Genomic DNA, 21,048 nt, shown 5'->3' with positions numbered 1-21,048 from the left:
GCTCTCCTCATGCGGCTTTCTGCGCAGCCCCGGCCGAGGCAAGACGGCCGGTCTGGTCGAACAGGAAGAGATGGCGCGGGTTCAGATGGGCCGTGACCGGGGTTCCCGGTTCCCAGCGTCTCACCCCCGGCATGAGGGACACGAACCGGTGCGAACCGGCATCAAGATGCACATAGCTTTCGGAACCCGTGATCTCGGCCACCGATACGGCAGCGGGGATGGCGATCTCGTCTGGTCCTGCCGGATCGAGGATAAGGTGATGGGCGCGAAAGCCGACGGTGTAATCACCGTCGGGCACATCCGCGAGCGCCTCCGTCGCACGGACCCGCCCGCCCGTGCTCAACGTGGCGCTGTCACCCGTTTTGCGGATCATCAGCGTATTAAGCGGTGGGTCAGAGAACACGCGCGCGGTGACGAGATTCTGAGGCTTGCGGTAAACCTGCGGCGTCGGGCCGAACTGCGTCACACGCCCCTGAAACAGGGTCGCCGTGTTGCCGCCGAGCAGCAGAGCTTCAGATGGTTCCGTCGTCGCATAGACGAAGATGGCGCCGGACGCGGCGAATACGCGTGGCAGTTCCTCCCGCAGCTCTTCGCGGAGCTTGTAATCGAGATTGGCCAAAGGCTCGTCGAGGAGCACCAGATCCGCGCGCTTCACCAGAGCCCGCGCAATGGCCGTGCGCTGCTGCTGGCCTCCGGACAGGTTCAACGGCTTGCGGTCGAGATAGGGTTCGAGCTTGAGAAGCCTGGCCGCATCGCGCACGCGGGCTTCGATTTCGGCGTGCGGCAGACGCGCGACACGCAAAGGCGAGGCGATGTTCTCGTAGACGCTGAGGGACGGGTAGTTGATGAACTGCTGGTACACCATGGCGACGCTGCGCCGCTGCACGGGCCAGCCGGTTACATCCGCTCCGTCCACGAGCACACGGCCGCTCGTCGGCGCATCGAGCCCAGCCATGAGCCTCATGAGCGACGTCTTTCCGGCAAGGGTCGCACCCAGGAGAACGTTGAGCGAGCCTCGCGCCAAGGTCAGGGAGATATCGTCGATATGCGTCGACGCTCCGACCTTCTTCGACACTCCTTCGAGAACAAGCGTCATCTATCCTCCCTTCAGGCCACGCTCGACGTGGCGGCGTTGCGCATGAAACCGTCGAGCGCCTCCGCCTGCATATCGGAGAGCCTCAATCCCAGCTTGCTCCGCCGCCAGAGCACATCGTCCGCCGTGATCGCCCATTCCCGATCCATGAGATACTCGACTTCGCGCTCGGTGAGGCCGGCGCCAAAAGCCTGGCCCATATCGCGCATCGATCGCGCGCGCCCCACCATGTCCCGAATTCCTGTGCCGTAAGCACGCACGAGCCGCGCGACCACGGCACGTTCGAGGAAGGGGTATTCGGCGCAGGCTTCACCCACCAATGTCTCGTAACCGCTCTGCGGGAAATCGCCGCCCGGCAGCGCAGCCCCGCCTGTCCAGGCGGGCTTTCGGGCTGCGGGCAGGTGATCCTTGAGCTTGTCGAGAGCCGCTTCGGCGAGGCGGCGATAGGTCGTGATCTTGCCGCCGAAGACCGACAGCATCGGCGGCTGCCCCTCCGGGGCATCGAGCACGAGCACGTAATCGCGGGTGGCCTCCTGGGCCTTCGACGCTCCGTCGTTGTAGAGAGGGCGAACGCCCGAATAGGTCCAGACGACATCCTCCCGCCGGATGGGATGTCTGAAGTACTTGCTCGCCGCGTCGCAGAGGTAGATAATCTCCTCCTCGGTCGCCCTCACGAGGGCCGGATCGCCGTCGTAGTCGCGATCGGTCGTCCCGATCAGCGTGAAGTCACTCTGATAGGGAATCGCAAAAATGATGCGATTGTCCTTGTTCTGGAAGATGTAAGCCCGGTCGTGCTGGAAGATCTTTCTCACGACGATGTGGCTGCCCTGTACCATGCGCACCGAGGCAGGGGTGTTGGACTTGGCGACGCCGTTGAGGACCTTCTCTACCCAGGGACCGGCAGCATTGATCAGCACCTTCGCCCTGACGCGCTCCTGATGGCCCGTTCGCATGTCCTCCGATGTGACGATCCAGGAGGAACCCGAGCGTTCGGCGTGCGTGACACGGGTTCGGGTGTGGATCCGCGCGCCGCGCTCCGCCGCATCCCGCGCGTTCAACACGACGAGACGGGAATCCTCGACCCAGCAATCGGAATATTCGAAGCCTTTCACCAAATCCGGCTTGAGAGGAGCGCCTGCCGGATCCGCCCTCAGATCGAGCGTCCGGGTCGGCGGCAGCAGCTTCCGGCCGCCGATATTGTCGTAGAGGGCCAGGCCCAACCGCAGCAGCCATTGTGGTCGCAATCCCCGATGGTAAGGGAGAACGAAACGCAGCGGCCAGACGATATGGGGCGCGATTTTCCAGAGCACCTCGCGCTCCTTGAGGGCTTCGCGGACGAGGCGGAACTCATAATGCTCCAAGTAGCGCAAGCCGCCATGGATGAGCTTCGTTGAGGCGGAGGATGTGCCGCTGGCCAGGTCATTTTGCTCGAAGAGAACCACGGAGGCGCCGCGGCCGGCCGCATCCCGTGCGATTCCGCACCCATTCACGCCACCACCGACGATCGCGACGTCGAACGTCGCTCCCTCGAGCGAGTCCACTGGCGTCTCCCGGCTCAGGCCCCCGGGACAATTTTCGTTTTATATTCGTTTCAGGCTACGCGCTCCCCAAAGCGAAGGCAAGTACCCACAAGGAACCAAGCCGTCAGCAGGAGGAACAGCCACTTCTCGAATGCTTTCCGAGCGGGCCCCTATTCGCCGAAACGTCCCACCTCTATCACCCGGACCTGAGCGTCGTGGCACAGATCCCTCAGATGGGGCGAGACGAGCGCGTCGGTCACGAAGATGTCGACCTCTCGGAGATGCCCGATCCGCACCGGAGCGGATCGCTCCGCCTTGAGATGATCGGCGACGAGAACAACCTTTCGGGCGTTGTCGATGATCGCGCGGGATACGCGCACTTCGCGGACGTCAAAATCCAGCAGCGAGCCGTCCTCGTCGATGGCCGATGTGCCGATCACCGCGTAATCGACCTTGAACTGGCGCACGATGTCGACGGCGGCCGCTCCGATGACGGCGCCGTCCGAGCGCCGCACAGGCCCTCCCGTCACGATGACGTCGATCTTGGAATGGCGATAGAGAAGATTGGCGACGTTGAGGTTGTTGGTGATGACGAGCAGTCCCTCATGGTCCTGGAGAGCCCGGGCCACTTCTTCCGTGGTCGTCCCGATATTGATGAAAAGAGAGCTGTTGTTGGGAATGAGGCGCGCGGTGGCGGCACCGATCGCCTGCTTCTCGGCCTGGGCGATCAGACGCCGCGCCTCGTAAGCCACGTTTTCGACGCCAGAGGCGATGATGGCGCCGCCATGAACCCTGGTCATGAGCCTCAGCTCACAGAGTTCATTGAGGTCCTTGCGGATCGTCTGTTGCGTCACGTCGAGCCGGGTGGCCAGATCATCCACATTGACGCGTCCCTGCAGGCGGGCGAGATCAACGATTTCCTGCTGCCGGGGCGTGAGCATCTGGTCCATGGCTGAAGATTTCGCTTCTGTACCGCTTCGAGCATAAAGCGAGCGAGAATCGAAGCACGCCGTGGCCTGAACCGTCAAGGCGATGCCGAGGCGGCACGACCGAATAGACATGGCTCAGCCTTTCGGGTTGCGGCTCGACCTCGTCGCACGCACAACGAGAAAGCGGCATCGCCCTTTGTCAGAAGCGGGCAGCCGCCGCCTGGGAATCGAATGGCCAGGCGTCGAGCAACTCCGTGATCTGCGCCGCAGACATCGGCCTCGCATAGAAATAGCCCTGGGCACTGTGGCAGCCCATCTTTCGAAGCCGCTGGACCTGTCCTTCGGTCTCGACGCCCTCTGCCGTGACATGCAGGCCCAAGCTCTTGCCGAGACCGATGACGGCCGCCACGATGGCGGCATCGTCCTCGTCCTGTTCCAGGTCGGCGACGAAGCTGTGATCGATCTTGATATGGCCGACCGGGAACCGCTTGAGGTGCGTCAGCGATGCATAGCCCGTTCCGAAATCATCGAGCGCGATCTGTACGCCATGCTCGTGGAACCGCTCCAGAATATGCGACACAAGCTCGAACTGCCCGTCGAGCAGCACCCTTTCCGTCACTTCGATTTCGAAGCATCGGGCCGGGACCTTCACCAGATTGAGGATGCGGATGACTTCATCCGCCATGCTCGGCTGGTTGAACTCGACTGAGGAAAGATTGAAGGCCACCCGACCGAACCGGTACCCTCCGTCGAGCCATCGGCGCATATCGGATGCGATCTTTCCGATCAGCCGCTTGCCGATCACGGGCGCGAGCTCAGGATCTTCGAAGATGGCGCCGAAGAAGCCCGGCTCGAGAATGCCTTTGTCTGGATGCAGCCAGCGGGCAAGCGCCTCGAGACCAACGATCCTTCCGCTCGAAAGACAAACCTTGGGCTGGTAGAAAGGCACGAACTGATCGTGGGAGATCGCCTCTCTCACATTTCGCCCCAGAGCCAGTCGCTGCTCCGTGACCAGGCGCATTTCGGGAGCATAGGTGACGACGCGGCTCCGTCCCTCCGCTTTTGCGCGATAAAGGGCGATGTCGGCATCCTTCATGAGCTCGACCGGCTCGGAATCGTGATCCGGATAGGCGGCGACACCGATGCTCGCTCGGTTCATGAGGGCTTTTCCAGCATACATGAACGGCTGACGCAGCCTTTTGAGGATGATCTCGCCCAGATTGGCGGCATGACTCAGCCGCAATGGCTCGACGACCAGGACAGCGAACTCGTCTCCTCCGATGCGGGCGACGGTGTCCTGATCCCGCATCATCACCGACAGGCGGTCCGCCGTTTCCCTCAGCAGCATATCGCCGGCATCATGGCCCAGCGTGTCGTTGACGTCTTTGAAGTCGTCGAGGTCGATCATCAACAGGCTGACGCTGGTGCCGTTCTGCTTGGCCTCCTTGAGGGCGAAATCGAGACGGCGCTGGAACAGAACGCGATTGGGCAATCCGGTGAGCCCATCATGATTTGCGGACCGCCAAACCTCCTCCTCCGCGAGCTTGCGCTCCGTGATGTCGAACGTGACGCCCACCACGCGATTGGGGCCCGCCCACTCTCCACGCGAGGCCAGCCAGAGCATCTTTCCGCTCGGCAGCCGGTATCGGAACTCCAGGGTATCGCAGCCCGTCGTGCTGATCTTCGCGATGAAGCGCTCCCGCGCGAGCCGATCCTCATGTGGAACTCTCTCGAGAAACCCCGATATGGGCCCGGAACCGATGCCGAGCAATTCGACAGAATTCGCCGAACGGGTGACGATGCCGGTTTCGAGGTCATGCTCCCAGGCGATCATGCGCCCGGCCTGCATGGCCAATCTCAGCCGCTCCTCGGCCGCGAGCAGCGCATCCTCCGACAGCTTGCGCTGTGTCACGTCCTGGATCATCCCGACCTTGCGAACAGGCTGCCCGCTCTCGTCGAGCACCGTTCGCGCCCGCGACGCGATCCATCGCACCTGCCCGTCATCCGCGCGGATGATGCGGAATATGCCACTGTAACGGGGTCCTTTGCCCGGGACATCGACAAAGACCTTGGCGCTGACGCCGGCAAGGTCATCGGAATGAATGCGTTCGAAGAATCGTTCTGCGGAAGCCGGGACATCCGGCGCGAAGCCCAGGATCTCTCTCGTCTCGACGCTCCATTCCGCGGCGCCTGTGACGAGATCCAGATCCCAGATCCCCGCGGAGGTCGTCTCGGCCGCGAGCCGCAGCCTCTCCTCGCTCCTCTTCAGCGTGTCCTGGGCCTGCCTCTGGTCGTGGACATCCGTGATGGTCCCGACCCATTCCCGAACCGAGCCGTCGGAATGCTTCAACGGGACGGCGCGCGATACGACCCAGCGAAACTCGCCGCTCCTGTGCCTGACCCTGAATTCCGTCTCCGTCGCTTCGCCGGATGCCAGAGCATCGCGCCAGATCTTCATCAGCGGCTCGTCATCCTCCGGATGAACGGCGGTGAGCCAACCATGACCCGCATATTCGTCCGGCTGCTGGCCGCAGAACTCCTCCCATCCCCATCCGGACTGGATCGAGCCGTCGGGCGCCGCACGCCAGACGATCGCCGCGGTGGCTTCGACAAGGGCACGATATCGCCCCTCGCTCTCGGCCAAGGCCTGCTCGGCTTCTTTCCAACCATGGATATCCGTATAGGTGCCGACCCACCGTTCAATCTGTCCGTGCGGGCTGCGAACAGGAGTGCCGCGGCACAGAACCCACCGGTACTCGCCCGAGTGATGAAGGAGCCGATGCTCGTTCTCGTAATCCGACCCCGTCGCGAGCGCGTTCCTCCAATTCGCAAGAACGGCGTCCCGATCGTCCGGATGAATGAGATGGAGCCACGCTTCTCCGACGACCGGATGAGAGACGCCGGTGAATTCACGCCAGCGTTTGTTGTAGGCGTTCCTGCAATCGTCAGCAGTGAAGACCCAGACCATGTGCGGCACCGCATCGATGTCGATCTCGGATATCTCCCTGCTCAAGAGCGTGCGTGCAGCCGTGGTCTCATCCGTCCCCATGATAATAAAATTTCTGCCGATCTTACTTTCATCAATCCGAAGCGGGGAGGCTCAAAGCGCCAGTGATGACGATAATTTTCCGCACTTAAAGAAAGGCTTAAACGCGGCCGACAACTTCTTGCGCCAACATAACGTTTCTCTCTGTGCGGGGGCGCCAAAAAGCGGCGGCACGCGCGCGCTGGCACGCAAAAGTCACTCTTGAGCTGCATACCCGTCCAGGATGCTCAAGCCACGACAGCCGAATTTCTGCCGGATCGCTTGGCTCTATAGCAGGCCTCATCGGCGCGCCTGAGGAGCCTGTCAATGGAGAGATCATGGCTTGTGACCTTCGTGATCCCGACGCTCAGGCCAAGGACGAAGCTGCGATCATTCCAGACGAAGTTCGTGGTCGAGATAGCTTTGATGAGAGTACTGACGCATGCGATCGCACTTTCGAGATCGGCCTCGTAAAGGATCAGGCCGAACTCGTCCCCACCAAGCCGCGCCAGAAAGTCCGTCGGACGGATCTGCTGCTTCAGGGTCTCCGCAACCATGCGAAGTACCTGATCGCCGGCGACATGCCCCGCTACGTCGTTGACGCCCTTGAACCCATCGAGATCGATAAAGCACAATGCGTGTGGACGATTTCCCCCCTGCGCGGCTTTCATCGCAGAACTCAGCGCGTCTTCGAAGGCAGTTCTGTTGGGCAGGCCCGTGAGACCGTCATGGGCGGCCCGATGAGCAAGATCGGACAGCAGCGCGTCACGCTCGCTTTCCGCGTGCTTGCGCGCCGTCAGGTCTTGAATCTGGCTGATCACCTCGCCATTCGACACGCCGTCGGAGAAGTGGACCGCGGACTGCAGGGCCCACCTCAGCGATCCGTCGCAATGAATGAACCGCGTCTCCCGCTCGAGGGACGAGATTTGTCCAGTCACGAGTTCGGCCATATCCGCGCGAGCGGAACTCCATTCGTCGGGATCCATGAAATCCCAGAGCTTCCTCCCGATCAGATCTCCCGGGGCATATCCGAGAAACCGTCCATAGGCTTCGTTGGCCTCAAGGATCGTGCCGTCGTCGGAAGCAATGCACATGCCCACCGGCGAGCGCTCGATCACGGCCCTGAAGCGCGCCTCCTGCGCACGGGCTTGGCTCTCTGCCAACTCAAGGGCCTGTCGCTCCCGATTGTAGCGCGTGATATCGAAATGCACGCAGGTTCGCAGTCCCGCGCGGTTGCGCTGTTCGACGATGCGAACCCAGCGGTTCTTCGGCAGCGGAATTTCATAGGCGACGCCGGTAGAACGCGATTCGTCCTGAAGGATGGGCCTTATGGTTCGCTCGTAATGCTCGCCGCCCCCCTCTTCGGAATGCCGCTGCCACAGGGCCTGAATGAACTTCTCGAGAGCCTGCCCCACGATATCCTGCTCTGGCGGGACCTCGTAGAGACGTCGGAACAGATCGTTGCAGGAGACGATGATGTTGTCGCGATCGAGCACGACGATCGGATCCGGCATGTTCTCCATGGAAGTCAGATGCGCGAGTTCCGGGGGCGCATTGGCAGGCAGGAAGAAGCCGCGGTCCCTGCGTTGAGGCATGGGCACTTCGGTCCAGGCCCGCATCTTTCCCATGCCGTCCAGCGTTTGAACCGCAACGCGGACCCAGCGCTCACGGTGCCTGAAGATATAAGGAGGGTGATCGGAACGGTGCCGCGCAACACTGCGCTCGATATATTCGTCGACGAACTGGATCTCGTTCTCGTCCAACCGGAGTGCGTAAAACCGCCGCAGATTCTCGCTGTAGTGCTCGCCTATCGCAATATGCCCTGCATGTTCCGGAAAGAACTGCAGGAACGTGTCGTTCCAGAGGACGGCCCGGTCATCCGCATCGAGGATGTAGACTGCAATGCCAAGTGAATCGAGCAATGTCGCGATCGGAGCGTAAAGTACTCTGACGCGGTCAGCAGCGGCGCCTGCTGACAATGATACCGGCAACACGAGAAAAGCCCCCCTGCGACGGGTGCGCAATTCTGGCCTGAGATCCGCACGCGCCCTGGGAGAATTTGAAGCTCCCTTAGGGAAGGAGTGTCAACTCCCATCTGGGTAGAGGGCCAGCGGGACCCGAGGCTTCGGCCGGGCGTCCCTCGCAGAGCCGCGAGAACGGCTGGATGCTACGGTTTTCACTGTCGGTGATCAGTGGCCGGTAGCAGCATCGGCATTTGGTCTGTCGCCCATGAAAGGACATCATGGGCGACAGACCAAAGGCTTAGAGCGTCGGACGCGTGCTCGAACTCACGTTCGATCCTCTAAGATCTTGTTTTCGAGCATCCTTTCACGCGAAACCGATTCTCACTTTTGCGGTCGGTGCTCCCGGTTTCCGTGATCGGAGATGCATTATTCCAGCGATCGAGGATCGGATCGATCCCGACATGGCGTCCCCTTACGGGGTCGCGGCTTAGACCATCCCGAGCGCCTGCATGTAGAGTTCGAGAATAGCCTCCTCCTCCTGGCGCTCGGCGTAATCGCGCTTGCGGAGGGAGATGATCTTGCGGAGCACCTTTGTGTCGAAGCCGTTGCCCTTGGCCTCGGCATAGACGTCCTTGATGTCGCCCGCGATTCCGGCCTTCTCCTCCTCGAGGCGCTCGATGCGCTCGATGAAGGCCTTCAGCTGATCGGCCGCGACGGATTCGGTGTTGAAAGCTGCGTCATCCATGATGAAGCCCCTTGAATTGATGGCGTTGGCGCCAGTGTTACTGTCGATTTGGTTGAAGTGGGTTTAATGCCCCGGCTTCGATTTCTCGAATTGGTCGAGTTGCGACGGGGATGCGTCCTTCTGGTAGCGCGCCTTCCACTCATCATAAGCCATGCCGTAAACGTAGGCCCGGCTCTCGTCCTTGGAGAGGGGCACGCCCTTGGCGTCGGCGGCGTCCTTCAGCCAGTTGGACAGGCAGTTCCGGCAAAAGCCCGCCAGGTTCATGAGGTCTATGTTCTGGACATCGGTGCGTTCCCGCAGGTGCTCCAGCAGTCTGCGAAAGGCGGCAGCCTCCAGTTCGGTGCGGGTCGCATCATCGAGGTCCTTCATGAGCCCTCCCCCTTCAGTGTTGGCGCAAGCGCTCGCGGGTCCGCGTTCCGAAGATCGCTGGCTTGCGCAGATCCTCCCGCGTTGCCAAGGGCTTGAGAAGCCGGGCGAAGCGCTCGGCCCATTCCTCCGCCCCCTCGTCCGAGGCGATCAGATCCTGCCGGATCTCGATCAGCGCATTGGCGAGCCCCCGGATCGTGGCATGCCGGTCGACGGTATCGCCGGCGAGCGCCCCATCATAAGGTTCGTTATCGCCGACGACGAGTCCTTTCTCGGCCGTAAGGCCCTCCAGGAGGGGCCGGGCATAGCGCTCGTCCGCATCCCACAGGATGCCCACATGCCAGGGACGCGGCCAGCCGCGCCAGACCGGCGTGTAGCTGTGCACCGTCACGATTGCAGGCGGATGGCCCGAGGCCATGGCCTTGTGGATGGCCTCCGAAATGGCCGAATCGTAAGGATCGTAGAAACGCTCGATGCGCCTTTGGATCTCCGCCTCGTCGACCTTGGCGTTTCCCGGCACCACCGCGCCGTCGGAAAGGCGCATGACGAGGGTCGGGTCGTCCCGCCCCCGGTTCGGGTCGATGATCAGGCGCGAGAACCGGGTGAGAATCGCCGGGGCGTTCAGGCGGCGGGCCAGGGATCGGGTGACGGCAGCCGCACCGATGTCATAGGCGATGTGCCGCTGGAACTCGCCTGCCGGCAGGCCGAGATCGCCGAGATCGGGCGGCACGGCGTTGGAAGCATGGTCGCAGAGGAGGAGAAGGCCGGATTCGAGGGCTCCCTCGACGATCTCGACCGGATGGGGCTCAAGGGCGGGTTCGGCGCTCTTGAGCGCGGCAGAAGCGGACATGGCTTAAGGTGTGAGAAACAAGACATTGATTGACAGATGAAAATCCTTACCCTGCGCGCCGCCCCCTGACAACGCGACCATCCGCGCAACGACCTGGCGATAAAACAATGTCCTCCATATCCACTCCGGCACGGTCCGAGTCCGGTTTCGTCACCGCTTTCGCGGCCCTTTGCCTGGGCGCGGTCGCCATGGGCATCTCCCCCATTTTCGTGCGCTTCGCCTCCGCAGGCATAGCCGGGGCGCCGGCCGATGTGGGCCCCTTCGCCAGCGCCTTCTGGCGCGTCTCCCTCTGCCTGCCGCTGCTGTATGCCTGGATGCGGCTGGAGGAGCGAAAGGCGCCCGCCGATGCGCCACGAGTCCCCTTTTCCAGGGCTGCGATTCTGGGAGGCCTGGTCTTCACGGGCGATCTTCTGGTCTGGCACCTCGCCATTCTCAAGACCACGGTGGCCAACGCGACCTTCTTCGCCACCATGGCCCCGCTCGTGGTGGTGCTGGTGGTATGGCTGGTGCTGCGGCAGAAAGTTGCGCGCGCCACGTTCATCGGCCTGGGGCTGTGCCTTCTCGGCGGCGCCGCCCTCATCGGCCAGAGCATGCATGCCGAACCCGCCCGCCTCACGGGCGATCTGCTCGGCTTGGCCACCGCCTTCTTCTTCGGCCTCTATTTCATCGTCGCGAGCAAGGCGCGCAAAACCGCGGGAGCGGCGCGGGTGACCTTCGAGACCAGCCTCATCACCGCTGCCCTTCTCCTCGTGGTCGCGCTCGTCTTCGAAAGCCGGATCATGCCGCAGACCTGGCAGGGAGCTGCGTCGCTGTTCGCCATGTCCTATGTCAGCCATGCGGGCGGCCAGGGCCTGCTCTCCATCGCTCTCGGGATTCTGCCCCCGACCTTCTCGTCCCTCGTCATCTTCCTTGAATCGATTGCAGCGGCCGTGTTCGGCTGGGTGATCCTCGGCGAGCCGCTCACCCTGATCCAGAGCCTGGGAGGCGCTTTGATTCTGCTGGGGATCTGGGTCGCTCGGCCGGAGAACTAGGCCGCGGCAGACCCGCCCCCTTCGAAGAGAGGGGAAATGGCCTTGCGAAAGCCGCCCCGGGCCGTATCCGCGGTTTTTAGCAGGCTAAACGTCTCTGAGAGCGCCTTTTGGTCTTGATGCAATGCGTCTTCTGGCCGACAAGGATTCGACATAGTTCTCGAAGCATTGTGCGATTTCATTCCTGACCCGTTGACCGAATCGACGTCCATGAAGGTTCTGACACTCCCCTCGGCCTCCTGCCGGCTGCGAAGCCTCGCGCTGATGGCAGTCCCGTTGGGCGGCCTCCTGCTCGCGGCCTCTCCGGCCCGCGCGGATCTACGCCTGTGCAACATGACGTCGAGCCGCGTCGGCGTCGCGCTCGGCTACCGAGACCCGCAGGGATGGGTGACGGAGGGCTGGTGGAACCTGAGCGCCCGCGGATGCGAAACCCTGCTCAAGGGGCAGCTCGGCGGCCGCTTCTATTACATCTACGCCATCGATTACGACCGAGGCGGGGAATGGAGCGGACGCTCCTTCATGTGTACGCGCGAGCGGGAATTCACGATCCGCGGCACGGAAGATTGCCTTGCACGAGGCTTTGATCGCAGCGGCTTCTTCGAAGTCGATACCGGTGAACAGAAGAGCTGGACCATCCAGCTGACAGAGACGAATCGCCCAGGGGGGGCACAGCCATGAGACGCTCAAGGCGCACGAAAATTCTCGCCACTCTCGGACCGGCCTCCGAGTCCCAGGAAATGATCGAAAAGTTGTTCCAGGCGGGCGCCGACGTCTTCCGCCTGAACATGAGCCATCTGCCGCGCGAGAAGCTGAAGGAGCGCGTGGCGATGATCCGCGCCGTGGAGGCGAAGTTCAAGCGCCCCATCGCGATCCTCGCCGATCTTCAGGGCCCGAAGCTGCGCGTAGGCGCATTCGAGGGCGACAGCGCCATGCTGAAGCCGGGACAGACCTTCACGCTCGACGCCGACACCGCGCTCGGCGGCGCGGAGCGCGTGCACCTGCCCCATCCGGAAATCCTCTCCTCCCTCGAGCCCGGTCACACGGTGCTCATCGACGACGGCAAGCTGCGCCTTAGGGTCAAGAGCGTGAAGCAGGGCTCCGCCGCGACCACCGTGGAGGTCGCCGGCAAGATCTCGAACCGCAAGGGCGTGAGCCTGCCGGACACGACGATCCCCGTGGCCGCCATGACCGAGAAGGATCGCTCGGATCTCGAGGCGGCGCTCGATGCGGGCGTCGATTGGATCGCGCTGTCCTTCGTGCAGCGTCCCGAAGACGTCGCCGAGGTGAAGAAGGTCGCGCGCGGGCGGGCGCTCGTCATGTCGAAGCTCGAAAAGCCTCAAGCGATCACGCGTCTCGACGAGATCATGGAGGTTTCGGACGCCGTCATGGTCGCCCGCGGCGATCTCGGCGTGGAGATGCCGCTCGAAAAGGTGCCCGGCATCCAGAAGCGCATCGTCCGCGCGGCGCGGCGCCTCGGCAAGCCCGTGGTGGTGGCGACGCAGATGCTCGAATCCATGATCACGTCACCGGTGCCGACCCGCGCCGAAGTGTCGGACGTTGCGACCGCCGTCTATGACGGCGCCGACGCGGTGATGCTCTCGGCCGAAAGCGCCTCGGGTCAGTATCCCATCGATGCGGTGGCCACCATGAGCCGGATCGCGGAAGAGGTGGAGCAAGACCAGAACTACTGGTCGATCATGCGCACCCTCAACACCGAGCCGGAAGCGACCGGTTCGGACGCGATCGCGGCCGGCGCCCATCAGATCGCGGACACGCTCAACCTCAAGACGATCGCCGCCTGGACCTCGTCCGGTTCCACGGCCTTCCGCATCGCGCGCGAGCGGCCGAACTCGACGGTGATCGCGCTCACGCCGAGCCAGGACACGGCCCGCCGTCTCGCCCTCGTGTGGGGCGTTCACCCGATCCGCACCAAGGATGCGAGCGATATCGACGATATGGCCTTCCGCGCCTGCAAGTTCGCCCTGCGCGAAGGCCACTCGGAGGTGGGCGACCGCATCATCATCGTGGCGGGCGTTCCCTTCGGCACGCCGGGCGCCACCAACATGGTGCGCATCGCCTTCGTCAATCAGGAGCATGCCGCTCAGGCCTGATCCGTTTCGACCCTGGCCGACGAGATCCGCTCGGCCAGGGCCTCGATGGCCGCAAGGACCCGCTTTCCGTCGGCGTATTGCGGCATGTGCCCGATGCCCGGCATCAGGATGAGCTCGGCACCGGGCACCGCGTTCGCGAAGGAGCGGCTGTGCAGATCGGTCCAGACGATCTCGTCGCACTCGCCGGCGATGACGAGGGCCGGCATGCGAATGTCGCCGTAGCGTAGGCTTTGTCGGACAACGGCATCGTACATGACCGCAAAATCGTGCATGTTCGCCTCGTAGGCGCGGGGCCGGAAGGCGAGCGGTATGAAGCCGTTGCGCACGATGCCCGGCGTCGGCGGCTGCGGAGCGTAGGTCTTTCGCTTCAGCCACGGCCGCAGGACGAGCGTGACGGGCAGCGCGAGCGTCCGCATGGCAAGCCACCCCGCCCAGGATGAGACGAGCCGCCGGTACCAGCCCGTATAGCCGCCCGGCCATGGCGTGGTGATTCCAGCCAGAATGACGATGCCCCCCGCGACGTCCCCGTGATCGAGCGCGAAATGGGGCACGATGGTGCCGGACCAGGAATGCCCGACGATGACAGCGTTGCGCACCTGGAGCCGGCGCAAGGCCTCGGCCATCAAAGCCGCCTGCCGCGCCGGCTCCGCTTCGCTCAGGCCCCTCTTCCGCTCGCTCCAGCCATGGCCGGGACGGTCGAAGGCAAGGACCCGATAGCGCTGCGCAAGAAACGAACCGAGGCCGAGCATCGATTCGACGAGGTTGGACGACGCGCCGTGCAGGAGGACGATGGTGCCACGCGGCCGGCCTTCGGGCGTGATATCCCGGTAGTGCAGCTTCGAACCTGCGACCTCGATGAATCGGCCTGTCGGGGGATAACGACGCCCGACGATCCAGGCATAGATTTGGGTGAAGGCCGCCCCGGCCGCGGCCAGGAGAAGGAATGCAGCCAGGAGGCCGAGGACGAAGTTCATCGTGGACCGCGGGTCAGAGATCCTGCCCGTCCACGTCGGGGATGAGGCGGTTCACGATGGTCTGCACGCTCGATTGTTGCGGATTGATCTTCAGCACGTGCCGATAGGCCACGAGCGCCCGCGCCTTGTCGTCGGAGGCCATCAGGATATGGCCGAGGCCGGTCCAGGCGTTGAAATGGCGCGGCTCGATCGTCAGGGCCCGATTGAGGTCCGCCATGGCTCCGACGGGATCGTCGAGCTGGTAGAACACGGTCGCACGGCGATACCAGGCTTCCGCCCAGTTCGGCTGGAGGGCCAGCACCCGATCGAGCAGCTCGATGGCGAGCGGGAACTCCTTTTTCTCGAAGGCTTCGGTGGCCCGGCTGAGCAGCAGGTCCGCCGTATCGGAGCCCGAGCGAGCAAATCGCCGCTCGATCAAGTTCGAAATGCCGTCCGCCTCGCGCTCCGAACCGGCCTTGGCGAGGCGATCGAACAGATCGTCGAGCGTGATCGGCTTAGGCTTGGGCGGTTGTTCCTTCGCCTGAGGCGGCTTGGGTCGAGCCCCCTCCTGCGCATACGAGGGATACGCGGCAAGGCTCAGCAATACGGTCAGCAGGGACGCAAAAAAGCGCATGCCGGGATTTTAGGATCCCGGCATGCGCGGTCAATTCATAAAAGCGTGCGCGGGATCGCCGCGCCCAACTTAGCCCTGACGGGCCTTGTAGCGCTTCTGGGTCTTGTTGATGATGTAGACCCGGCCCTTGCGACGCACCAGCTGGTTGTCGCGGTGACGGCCGCGGATCGACTTCAACGAGTTACGGATCTTCATATCCGGTCTCCTGCGGCCCTTCGGGAAGGCCGGAAAAAGAAATGGTGGGCGCGGCTGGGATCGAACCAGCGACCCCTACGATGTCAACGTAGTGCTCTCCCGCTGAGCTACGCGCCCGGGAAACGGTGATGTTTGACGTCCCGTCTCGGCTGTGGGGGCGATATACCCAGAACCGGGCATATGCGCAAGTCATGATGAGCAACCTTTTTTAGGCTGCCATCATTTTGTCGACCTCGGTCACGAGGTCGCGCAGGTGGAAGGGCTTGGAAAGCACCTTCGCATCCTTCGGAGCCTGAGAATCCGGGTTCAGGGCCACGGCGGCAAAGCCGGTGATGAACATGACCTTGATGTCCGGGTCGAGCTCGGTGGCCCGGCGGGCCAGCTCGATTCCGTCCATCTCGGGCATGACGATATCCGTCAGGAGAAGCTCGAAAGGCTCCTCCCGCAGGCGGTTATAGGCGGAAAGACCGTTGTCGAACGGGGCCACTTCGTAGCCTGCGTTCTCCAGCGCCTTCACCAGAAAGCGCCGCATGTCGTTATCGTCTTCGGCAAGAAGAATCTTCATCGGCTGCCAAGCCCCGAATCGTGGCGAATGATCTCAGGAGCCTTTCATGCCCCCGACGGGTAAATAACCCGTGAAAGAACGACGCAGCGACCCCACCATATTGTCGTGGACAGGCGGCGCCGCTGCCTTACACTAGCGAAAAAGCCGATTTCCACTTCAGAATAGCCAGTTTTCATGCGGCCAGCCATCGTCGACGAGTTCGACCCCCCCTTCGTCCTGAACGAACCTGCGGCACAGACGATTCCGTTCGTCTTCAATGCCCCTCATGCGGGCGCCGTGTACCCGGCCTCCTTCCTGGCGGCGTCCCGCCTCGACGCCGTGGCCTTGCGCCGGTCGGAGGACGCCTATGTCGACGAGCTCTTTTCTTCGGTCACGGAGCTGGGGGCACCCCTGATGGCGGCGCGCTTCCCGCGTGCCTACCTGGACCTCAACCGGGAGCCCTACGAGCTCGACTCCCGGATGTTCGACGGCCGGCTGCCGCCCTTCGCCAATACCCGCTCCATGCGGGTGGCCGGAGGCCTGGGAACCATTCCTCGCATCGTCGCCGACGGGCAGGAGATCTATCAGTCGCGCCTGCCGGTCGACGAAGCGCTTCACCGGATCGAATGGCTCTACAAGCCCTATCACCGGACATTGCGTCAGATCGTGCGCCGCACGGCGGATCTCTTCGGCCATGCGGTTCTCATCGACTGCCATTCCATGCCCTCGTCCAGCGTGAGCCGGGACGACGGCACGAAGGCCGATATCGTCCTCGGCGACCGTTACGGCACCTCCTGCGCGGGCCTGCTCGTCGATCTCGTCGAAGCGGCTCTGAGAGGGCGCGGCTATACGGTGGTGCGCAACAAGCCCTATGCGGGCGGCTTCATCACCGAGCATTACGGGGAGCCCGCCCTGGGACGGCATGCCCTGCAGGTGGAGATCAACCGGGCGCTCTACATGGAGGAGCGCAGCATGATGAAGAAGGCTGGCTTCGCGGTTCTGGCGAACGATCTGTTCCAGGCCTTCCACCAGGTCATCGGGGACATCGAAGGCGAGCTGACGACCCGGCGCATCGCGGCGGAGTGACGGCAGTCGCAAAGCGCAGCCCAGACAAGAAAAAAGGCCACCGTCGCCGGCAGCCCGAAGTTTAGGGAGGAAACGCCCAAGAAGGGCTACGACAAGGCGACGCCATCGCCATATCGCAGTGCAATATTGCCTTCGCGCTGCACAAAAATCAATAAGAAAATCGCGCCTTGCTATGCCTCGTGCGCATATCTGCTGGGATGAGGGTCGATAGCCCTCCTGTAAAAGACCAGGCTCAGAAGCAGCCAGCCCCCCAAGACTGCGAAGACGAGGCGATACCCCTCCGCCGCATAGCCTCCGCTCCCGGAGCGTCCCACCGCATCGATCAGGATCCCGGTGATGCTCTGCGACAGGAAGGCCCCGCCCATGGTGCCGATATTCATGAGCGTGATGCCCCGGCCCGTCAGGTGCCGGGGGAACAGCGACTTCCCGTGCGAGGTGAGAATGGGGGTGTAGGACACGCTCAGCCCGAACAGGATGAACCAGACCGGGACCAGGGTCATATCCAAGGGCATGAAGACGAGAATCGCGATCATCAGGACCGCCGCCATTCCGCCGACGAAGATCGGCCTCTTGTAGCTGCCCCAGAGGCGGTCGGTGGCCCCCCAGAGCAGCATGCCGCAGATCTGGGCCCCGGCCCCGAGCAGCAGGATCCGCCCTTTCGTGGCGAGATCCGCCCCGTGCACGTCCGTCAGCCAGGGTCCGCCCCAGAGGCCGATGATGGACACGAAGCAGGAATAGGTGGTCAGGTGCATGAAGAAGACGGACTGGAAGGACGGCACCTTCACGGCCGCCGCCACCCCCTTCAGGGCCTCGCCCCAGCTCTCTCGCCCGTTGGAGCCGTCGGCATCCTTCGGCACCGCGACCATGATCACCAGCACCATGACGACGGTGAATGCCGCGGCGATCAGGAACGAGCCGCGCCAGCCGATCGCCGCAGAGGACGCGGCCAGCGGCGCGGTGGCCGCGAGCGTTCCGAGATTGGCGCCGCCCATCTGAATGCTCGTGAGACCCGCAAAGCGCTGCGGCGGGAAGCGCCGCGCGTAGATCACGAGGGGCGCCATGAAGAAGGTGGAGCAGCCGAGCCCCATCAGGGCACGGGCGGCGATCAGCAGGGGCGCCGAGGGAGCCATCGCGAACATGATCGTGGCCGCCACGGCGACCACGGCCGTGGCGAGCATGACCCGCTTGGGGCCGAAGCGGTCGATGAGGATCCCGATCGGGACCTGAACCGCCGCGAAGGTGAGGAAGAAGGCGCTCGAGAGAAGGCCGGTCTGCGTGGCGGAGAGGGTCATCTCCCGCGCCAGATCGTTGGCGATAACCCCGATGGAATTGCGCAGAAACTGACTGACGGCGTACATTGCCACCAGTGACGCGACGAGGAAAACAGCAGCCTCCGAGCGTGCTGGAGAAACCTTGGCTGCCGAATCCATGGATGTCATGCCCTTCCCGCGCTCTGCTCACTTGCCGTGCGCCGAACGCTTGATAAAAGCGGGGCGGTAGCAGGCCAAGGCCAGCCTGCACGATTCGCGAGGAAATCCAAGCATGGGGCTCATCGACTTCACGCATTTCGTCAACGAGCTCGCCACCTCGTCCGGTCAGGCGATCATGCCGTTCTTCCGCACGGCCATCGCGTCCGAGGACAAATCCCGCGGCGGAGCGTTCGATCCGGTGACGGAGGCGGACCGGGCCAGCGAGGCCACCATGCGCCACCTCATCAAGCGCAGCTTCCCGACTCACGGCATCGTCGGCGAGGAATTCGGGTCGGAGAACGCGGATGCGGATTACGTGTGGGTGCTCGATCCCATCGACGGAACGCGCGCCTTCATCGCGGGCCTCCCCACCTGGGGCACGCTGATCGGCCTCACCTACAAGGGCCGGCCGGTTTTCGGCATGATGCACCAGCCCTTCACGGGCGAGCGCTTCTTCGGAGACGGCGGCTCTAGCACCTATCGGGGACCAGGCGGGGAGCGCAAGCTCATGACGCGCCGCTGCACCTCGCTGAAGGACGCGGTGATCTCCACCACGAGCCCGCGCCTCTTCGCAGGCGAGGAGTTGCGCGCCTATGACCGTGTGGAAAGCGTGGCGCGCCTCGCCCGCTACGGCTGCGATTGCTATGCCTATTGCATGCTTGCCGCAGGCCACATCGACCTCGTCGTGGAATCGGGTCTCAAGCCCTACGACATCGCGGCGCTTGTGCCGATCATCGAGGGCGCGGGTGGCATCGTCACCACCTGGGACGGCGGCTCAGCCGCCCAGGGCGGGCGCATCGTCGCGGCCGGCGACCGAAGGGTCCACGCCGCCGCCGTCGAGCTGCTCAGCCGATAATCCCAGCGCCGCCAAGTCGGCCTTCCGCTCTGAGGACGGATCGGCCGTTCCGGGGATGAAGGCGTCGAACGCGGCCCAGAACTGCTCCCGGATCTCGTCGCGCTCCATGAGAATTTCATGCCGCGCCCCGGGAATGACGATGGCATGCCCCGCTTTCAGCCGGGCCGCGAAGCGCTCCGTCGCCGGGGTCGCGCAGACCGGGTCCGCTCCGGCGGCGACAATCAGCGTGGGCAGGCGGATCTTCAGCGCATAGTTCGGCGCGGTGAAGCACTTCATGAAGCGAAAGGCCGAATCCATCCATGCCACCGTCGGAGCGCCGATGGCGCCGGGCCCGATGGCGGTCGCCGCATCCGCGTTGCGGGAATAGCGCACCGGATCGCTTGTGAGACGGTTCCCCTTGAACGGCAACGTGGAAATCGACGTCTCGCCACCGCCGGGAACGAACATCTTGCCCAAGCCGAGAAGCCTCAGGAGACGCGCGAGAAAGGCCGCGCCCTGGGCTCGCTTGACGATGGACAGCGCGATCATCGGCGTGGTGGTGACAAGGCGGCGAAACGGCAGCCAGCTCTCATAGGCTGCATTGAGCGCAATGGCCCCGCCCATGGAATGGGCGAGCGCGAAATGAGGCTCGGGCATGTGCGGCATCAGGATCTGGTCGCGGACGGCTTCCAGGTCGAGCCGGTAGTCGGCGAAACGCCTCACATGGCCCTTGCGGGGATTCTTCACCTGCCGCCCCGAGAGCCCCTGCCCGCGCCAGTCGAAGGTCACGACCGCAAAGCCCCGGTCGAGAAGATCGCGGACCGTCTCGAAGTATTTCTCGATGAACTCGGCCCGTCCATGCAGGATACAGACGGTTCCCTTGGGCCTGTCGGTTTCGGCCTTCCAGTAGGCGACGCGCAAGGCGATGCCGTCGGCGGTGGTGATGCCGGTCAAAACCGGCTCGCCGGGCACGGGATTGTCGGGGGTGGGGAAGAATTCCACGGCAGGCCTCACGAAACGATGTCACCCCTTTATAGGGCGTATTGGGCCCCGGGGGCGAGCCTCTTGAACGCAAATGGATCTATTCCCACATGGATGGTGTGCCGGCCCAATGGGCGGCACGAACCCGGATCCAGCCTCTTCACAGGTGGGTCCCCAACGAATGCATGTTGCTTCTGATGGAGGATATGCCATGCGACAGTTCGATCTTGCTCCCCTGTACCGCAACACGGTCGGATTCGACCGTCTGTTCTCGATGCTCGACCAGATGGTCGGCGTCGACGCGGCCCCGAGCTACCCGCCCTACAATATCGAGCGCACCGGCGAGAATGCCTACCGCATCTCGATTGCGGTCGCCGGTTTCACCGACAAAGACCTCACCATCGAGGTGAAGGAAAACACCCTCTCCGTCCGCGGCGAGAAGAAGCCCAATGAAGAGCGCAAGGCCGAAGTGCTCCATCAGGGCATCGCGGCGCGCAGCTTCGACCGGCGCTTCCAGCTGGCCGACGGCGTCCAGGTGACGGGTGCCAGCCTCGAGAACGGCCTGCTGCACCTTGATCTCGTGCGCGAGACGCCTGAGGCCAAGAAGCCGAAGCTCATCCCGATTTCCACGAACAGCGCCCAGGCGATCGAGACCAGGCAGGCTGCGTAAAGCGAATCACGGAACAATCATGCCGCGTCATGGCCGTCCCCGGACTTGAT

Annotated in this window: 20 protein-coding genes and 1 tRNA gene; 6 read left to right on the top strand and 15 right to left on the bottom strand. The window is 63.6% G+C overall.

What is annotated here, in order from left to right; genetic code table 11:
- Positions 1 to 7 precede the first annotated feature (7 nt).
- The 8 genes from ACS5Q0_RS16555 to ACS5Q0_RS16520 all read right to left on the bottom strand — a co-directional run bounded on the left by ACS5Q0_RS16555 (position 8) and on the right by ACS5Q0_RS16520 (position 10,492).
- Complete coding sequence (locus ACS5Q0_RS16555) at positions 8 to 1,096, bottom strand: ABC transporter ATP-binding protein (RefSeq protein WP_473127754.1); 1,089 nt, start codon at positions 1,094 to 1,096, stop codon at positions 8 to 10.
- Positions 1,097 to 1,107: 11 nt separating this feature from the next.
- Positions 1,108 to 2,634: a glycerol-3-phosphate dehydrogenase gene (glpD, locus tag ACS5Q0_RS16550; protein ID WP_473127753.1), complete on the bottom strand. Its 1,527-nt coding sequence runs from the start codon at positions 2,632 to 2,634 to the stop codon at positions 1,108 to 1,110.
- A gap of 149 nt (positions 2,635 to 2,783) precedes the next feature.
- Positions 2,784 to 3,563, bottom strand: a complete 780-nt coding sequence (locus ACS5Q0_RS16545; RefSeq protein ID WP_473127752.1) for a DeoR/GlpR family DNA-binding transcription regulator — start codon at positions 3,561 to 3,563, stop codon at positions 2,784 to 2,786.
- Between the two features lie 178 nt (positions 3,564 to 3,741).
- Entirely contained in the window at positions 3,742 to 6,591 is a 2,850-nt protein-coding gene (locus ACS5Q0_RS16540; protein ID WP_473127751.1) for a sensor domain-containing protein, read from the bottom strand.
- A 224-nt stretch (positions 6,592 to 6,815) separates the two neighbouring features.
- On the bottom strand, positions 6,816 to 8,489 hold the full coding sequence (locus ACS5Q0_RS16535) for a diguanylate cyclase (protein ID WP_473127750.1): 1,674 nt from the start codon (positions 8,487 to 8,489) through the stop codon (positions 6,816 to 6,818).
- A 529-nt stretch (positions 8,490 to 9,018) separates the two neighbouring features.
- The gene (locus ACS5Q0_RS16530; RefSeq protein ID WP_036361868.1) at positions 9,019 to 9,276 is read right to left on the bottom strand and encodes a DUF2312 domain-containing protein; all 258 of its coding nucleotides are present in this window, start codon (positions 9,274 to 9,276) and stop codon (positions 9,019 to 9,021) included.
- Positions 9,277 to 9,339: 63 nt separating this feature from the next.
- Positions 9,340 to 9,645, bottom strand: a complete 306-nt coding sequence (locus ACS5Q0_RS16525; protein WP_473127749.1) for a DUF1244 domain-containing protein — start codon at positions 9,643 to 9,645, stop codon at positions 9,340 to 9,342.
- A gap of 13 nt (positions 9,646 to 9,658) precedes the next feature.
- A complete protein-coding gene (locus ACS5Q0_RS16520) occupies positions 9,659 to 10,492 on the bottom strand; it encodes an N-formylglutamate amidohydrolase (protein ID WP_473127748.1) in 834 nt (277 codons plus the stop codon).
- A 107-nt stretch (positions 10,493 to 10,599) separates the two neighbouring features.
- On the opposite strand from ACS5Q0_RS16520, the gene ACS5Q0_RS16515 reads away from it, so the two are divergent.
- From ACS5Q0_RS16515 to pyk, 3 genes are all read left to right on the top strand, one after another.
- The gene (locus ACS5Q0_RS16515; protein WP_473127747.1) at positions 10,600 to 11,523 is read left to right on the top strand and encodes a DMT family transporter; all 924 of its coding nucleotides are present in this window, start codon (positions 10,600 to 10,602) and stop codon (positions 11,521 to 11,523) included.
- 207 nt (positions 11,524 to 11,730) lie between these two features.
- On the top strand, positions 11,731 to 12,198 hold the full coding sequence (locus tag ACS5Q0_RS16510) for a DUF1036 domain-containing protein (protein ID WP_473127746.1): 468 nt from the start codon (positions 11,731 to 11,733) through the stop codon (positions 12,196 to 12,198).
- Entirely contained in the window at positions 12,195 to 13,631 is a 1,437-nt protein-coding gene (pyk, locus tag ACS5Q0_RS16505; protein WP_473127745.1) for a pyruvate kinase, read from the top strand. Before ACS5Q0_RS16510 ends, pyk begins: the two co-directional genes overlap by 4 nt.
- Here pyk and ACS5Q0_RS16500 read toward each other — a convergent pair.
- From ACS5Q0_RS16500 to cpdR, 5 genes are all read right to left on the bottom strand, one after another.
- Positions 13,622 to 14,605, bottom strand: a complete 984-nt coding sequence (locus ACS5Q0_RS16500) for an alpha/beta fold hydrolase (RefSeq protein ID WP_473127744.1) — start codon at positions 14,603 to 14,605, stop codon at positions 13,622 to 13,624. The two genes, pyk and ACS5Q0_RS16500, sit on opposite strands and share 10 nt — an antisense overlap.
- A gap of 13 nt (positions 14,606 to 14,618) precedes the next feature.
- Positions 14,619 to 15,218 carry a tetratricopeptide repeat protein gene (locus ACS5Q0_RS16495; RefSeq protein ID WP_473127743.1) on the bottom strand — a complete coding sequence of 200 codons (600 nt, stop codon included), beginning with the start codon at positions 15,216 to 15,218 and terminating at the stop codon, positions 14,619 to 14,621.
- A 69-nt stretch (positions 15,219 to 15,287) separates the two neighbouring features.
- Positions 15,288 to 15,413 carry a type B 50S ribosomal protein L36 gene (ykgO, locus tag ACS5Q0_RS16490; protein WP_009763379.1) on the bottom strand — a complete coding sequence of 42 codons (126 nt, stop codon included), beginning with the start codon at positions 15,411 to 15,413 and terminating at the stop codon, positions 15,288 to 15,290.
- Positions 15,414 to 15,455: 42 nt separating this feature from the next.
- Positions 15,456 to 15,530 (bottom strand) — tRNA-Val (locus tag ACS5Q0_RS16485).
- A 91-nt stretch (positions 15,531 to 15,621) separates the two neighbouring features.
- Complete coding sequence (cpdR, locus tag ACS5Q0_RS16480) at positions 15,622 to 15,978, bottom strand: cell cycle two-component system response regulator CpdR (RefSeq protein ID WP_473127742.1); 357 nt, start codon at positions 15,976 to 15,978, stop codon at positions 15,622 to 15,624.
- Positions 15,979 to 16,152: 174 nt separating this feature from the next.
- Here cpdR and ACS5Q0_RS16475 point away from each other — a divergent pair, with 174 nt between their 5' ends.
- Positions 16,153 to 17,043, top strand: a complete 891-nt coding sequence (locus tag ACS5Q0_RS16475; RefSeq protein WP_473127741.1) for an N-formylglutamate amidohydrolase — start codon at positions 16,153 to 16,155, stop codon at positions 17,041 to 17,043.
- A gap of 170 nt (positions 17,044 to 17,213) precedes the next feature.
- On the opposite strand, the gene ACS5Q0_RS16470 is transcribed toward ACS5Q0_RS16475, so the two are convergent.
- Positions 17,214 to 18,482, bottom strand: a complete 1,269-nt coding sequence (locus tag ACS5Q0_RS16470; RefSeq protein WP_473127740.1) for an MFS transporter — start codon at positions 18,480 to 18,482, stop codon at positions 17,214 to 17,216.
- Positions 18,483 to 18,585: 103 nt separating this feature from the next.
- On the opposite strand from ACS5Q0_RS16470, the gene hisN reads away from it, so the two are divergent.
- Positions 18,586 to 19,368, top strand: coding sequence for a histidinol-phosphatase (gene hisN, locus ACS5Q0_RS16465; RefSeq protein ID WP_473127739.1), 783 nt, complete (start codon positions 18,586 to 18,588; stop codon positions 19,366 to 19,368).
- On the opposite strand, the gene ACS5Q0_RS16460 is transcribed toward hisN, so the two are convergent.
- The gene (locus tag ACS5Q0_RS16460) at positions 19,288 to 20,349 is read right to left on the bottom strand and encodes an alpha/beta hydrolase (RefSeq protein WP_473127738.1); all 1,062 of its coding nucleotides are present in this window, start codon (positions 20,347 to 20,349) and stop codon (positions 19,288 to 19,290) included. The genes hisN and ACS5Q0_RS16460 overlap by 81 nt on opposite strands.
- Before the next feature lie 190 nt (positions 20,350 to 20,539).
- On the opposite strand from ACS5Q0_RS16460, the gene ACS5Q0_RS16455 reads away from it, so the two are divergent.
- Positions 20,540 to 20,998 (top strand): Hsp20 family protein, encoded by a 459-nt coding sequence (locus ACS5Q0_RS16455; protein WP_473127737.1) that lies wholly within the window; start codon positions 20,540 to 20,542, stop codon positions 20,996 to 20,998.
- Positions 20,999 to 21,048 lie beyond the last annotated feature (50 nt).

This window comes from Microvirga sp. HS2, from assembly GCF_055792805.1.
The sequence above is the reverse complement of the archived record's forward strand: the minus strand, read 5'-3'. Positions and strand labels throughout refer to the sequence as shown.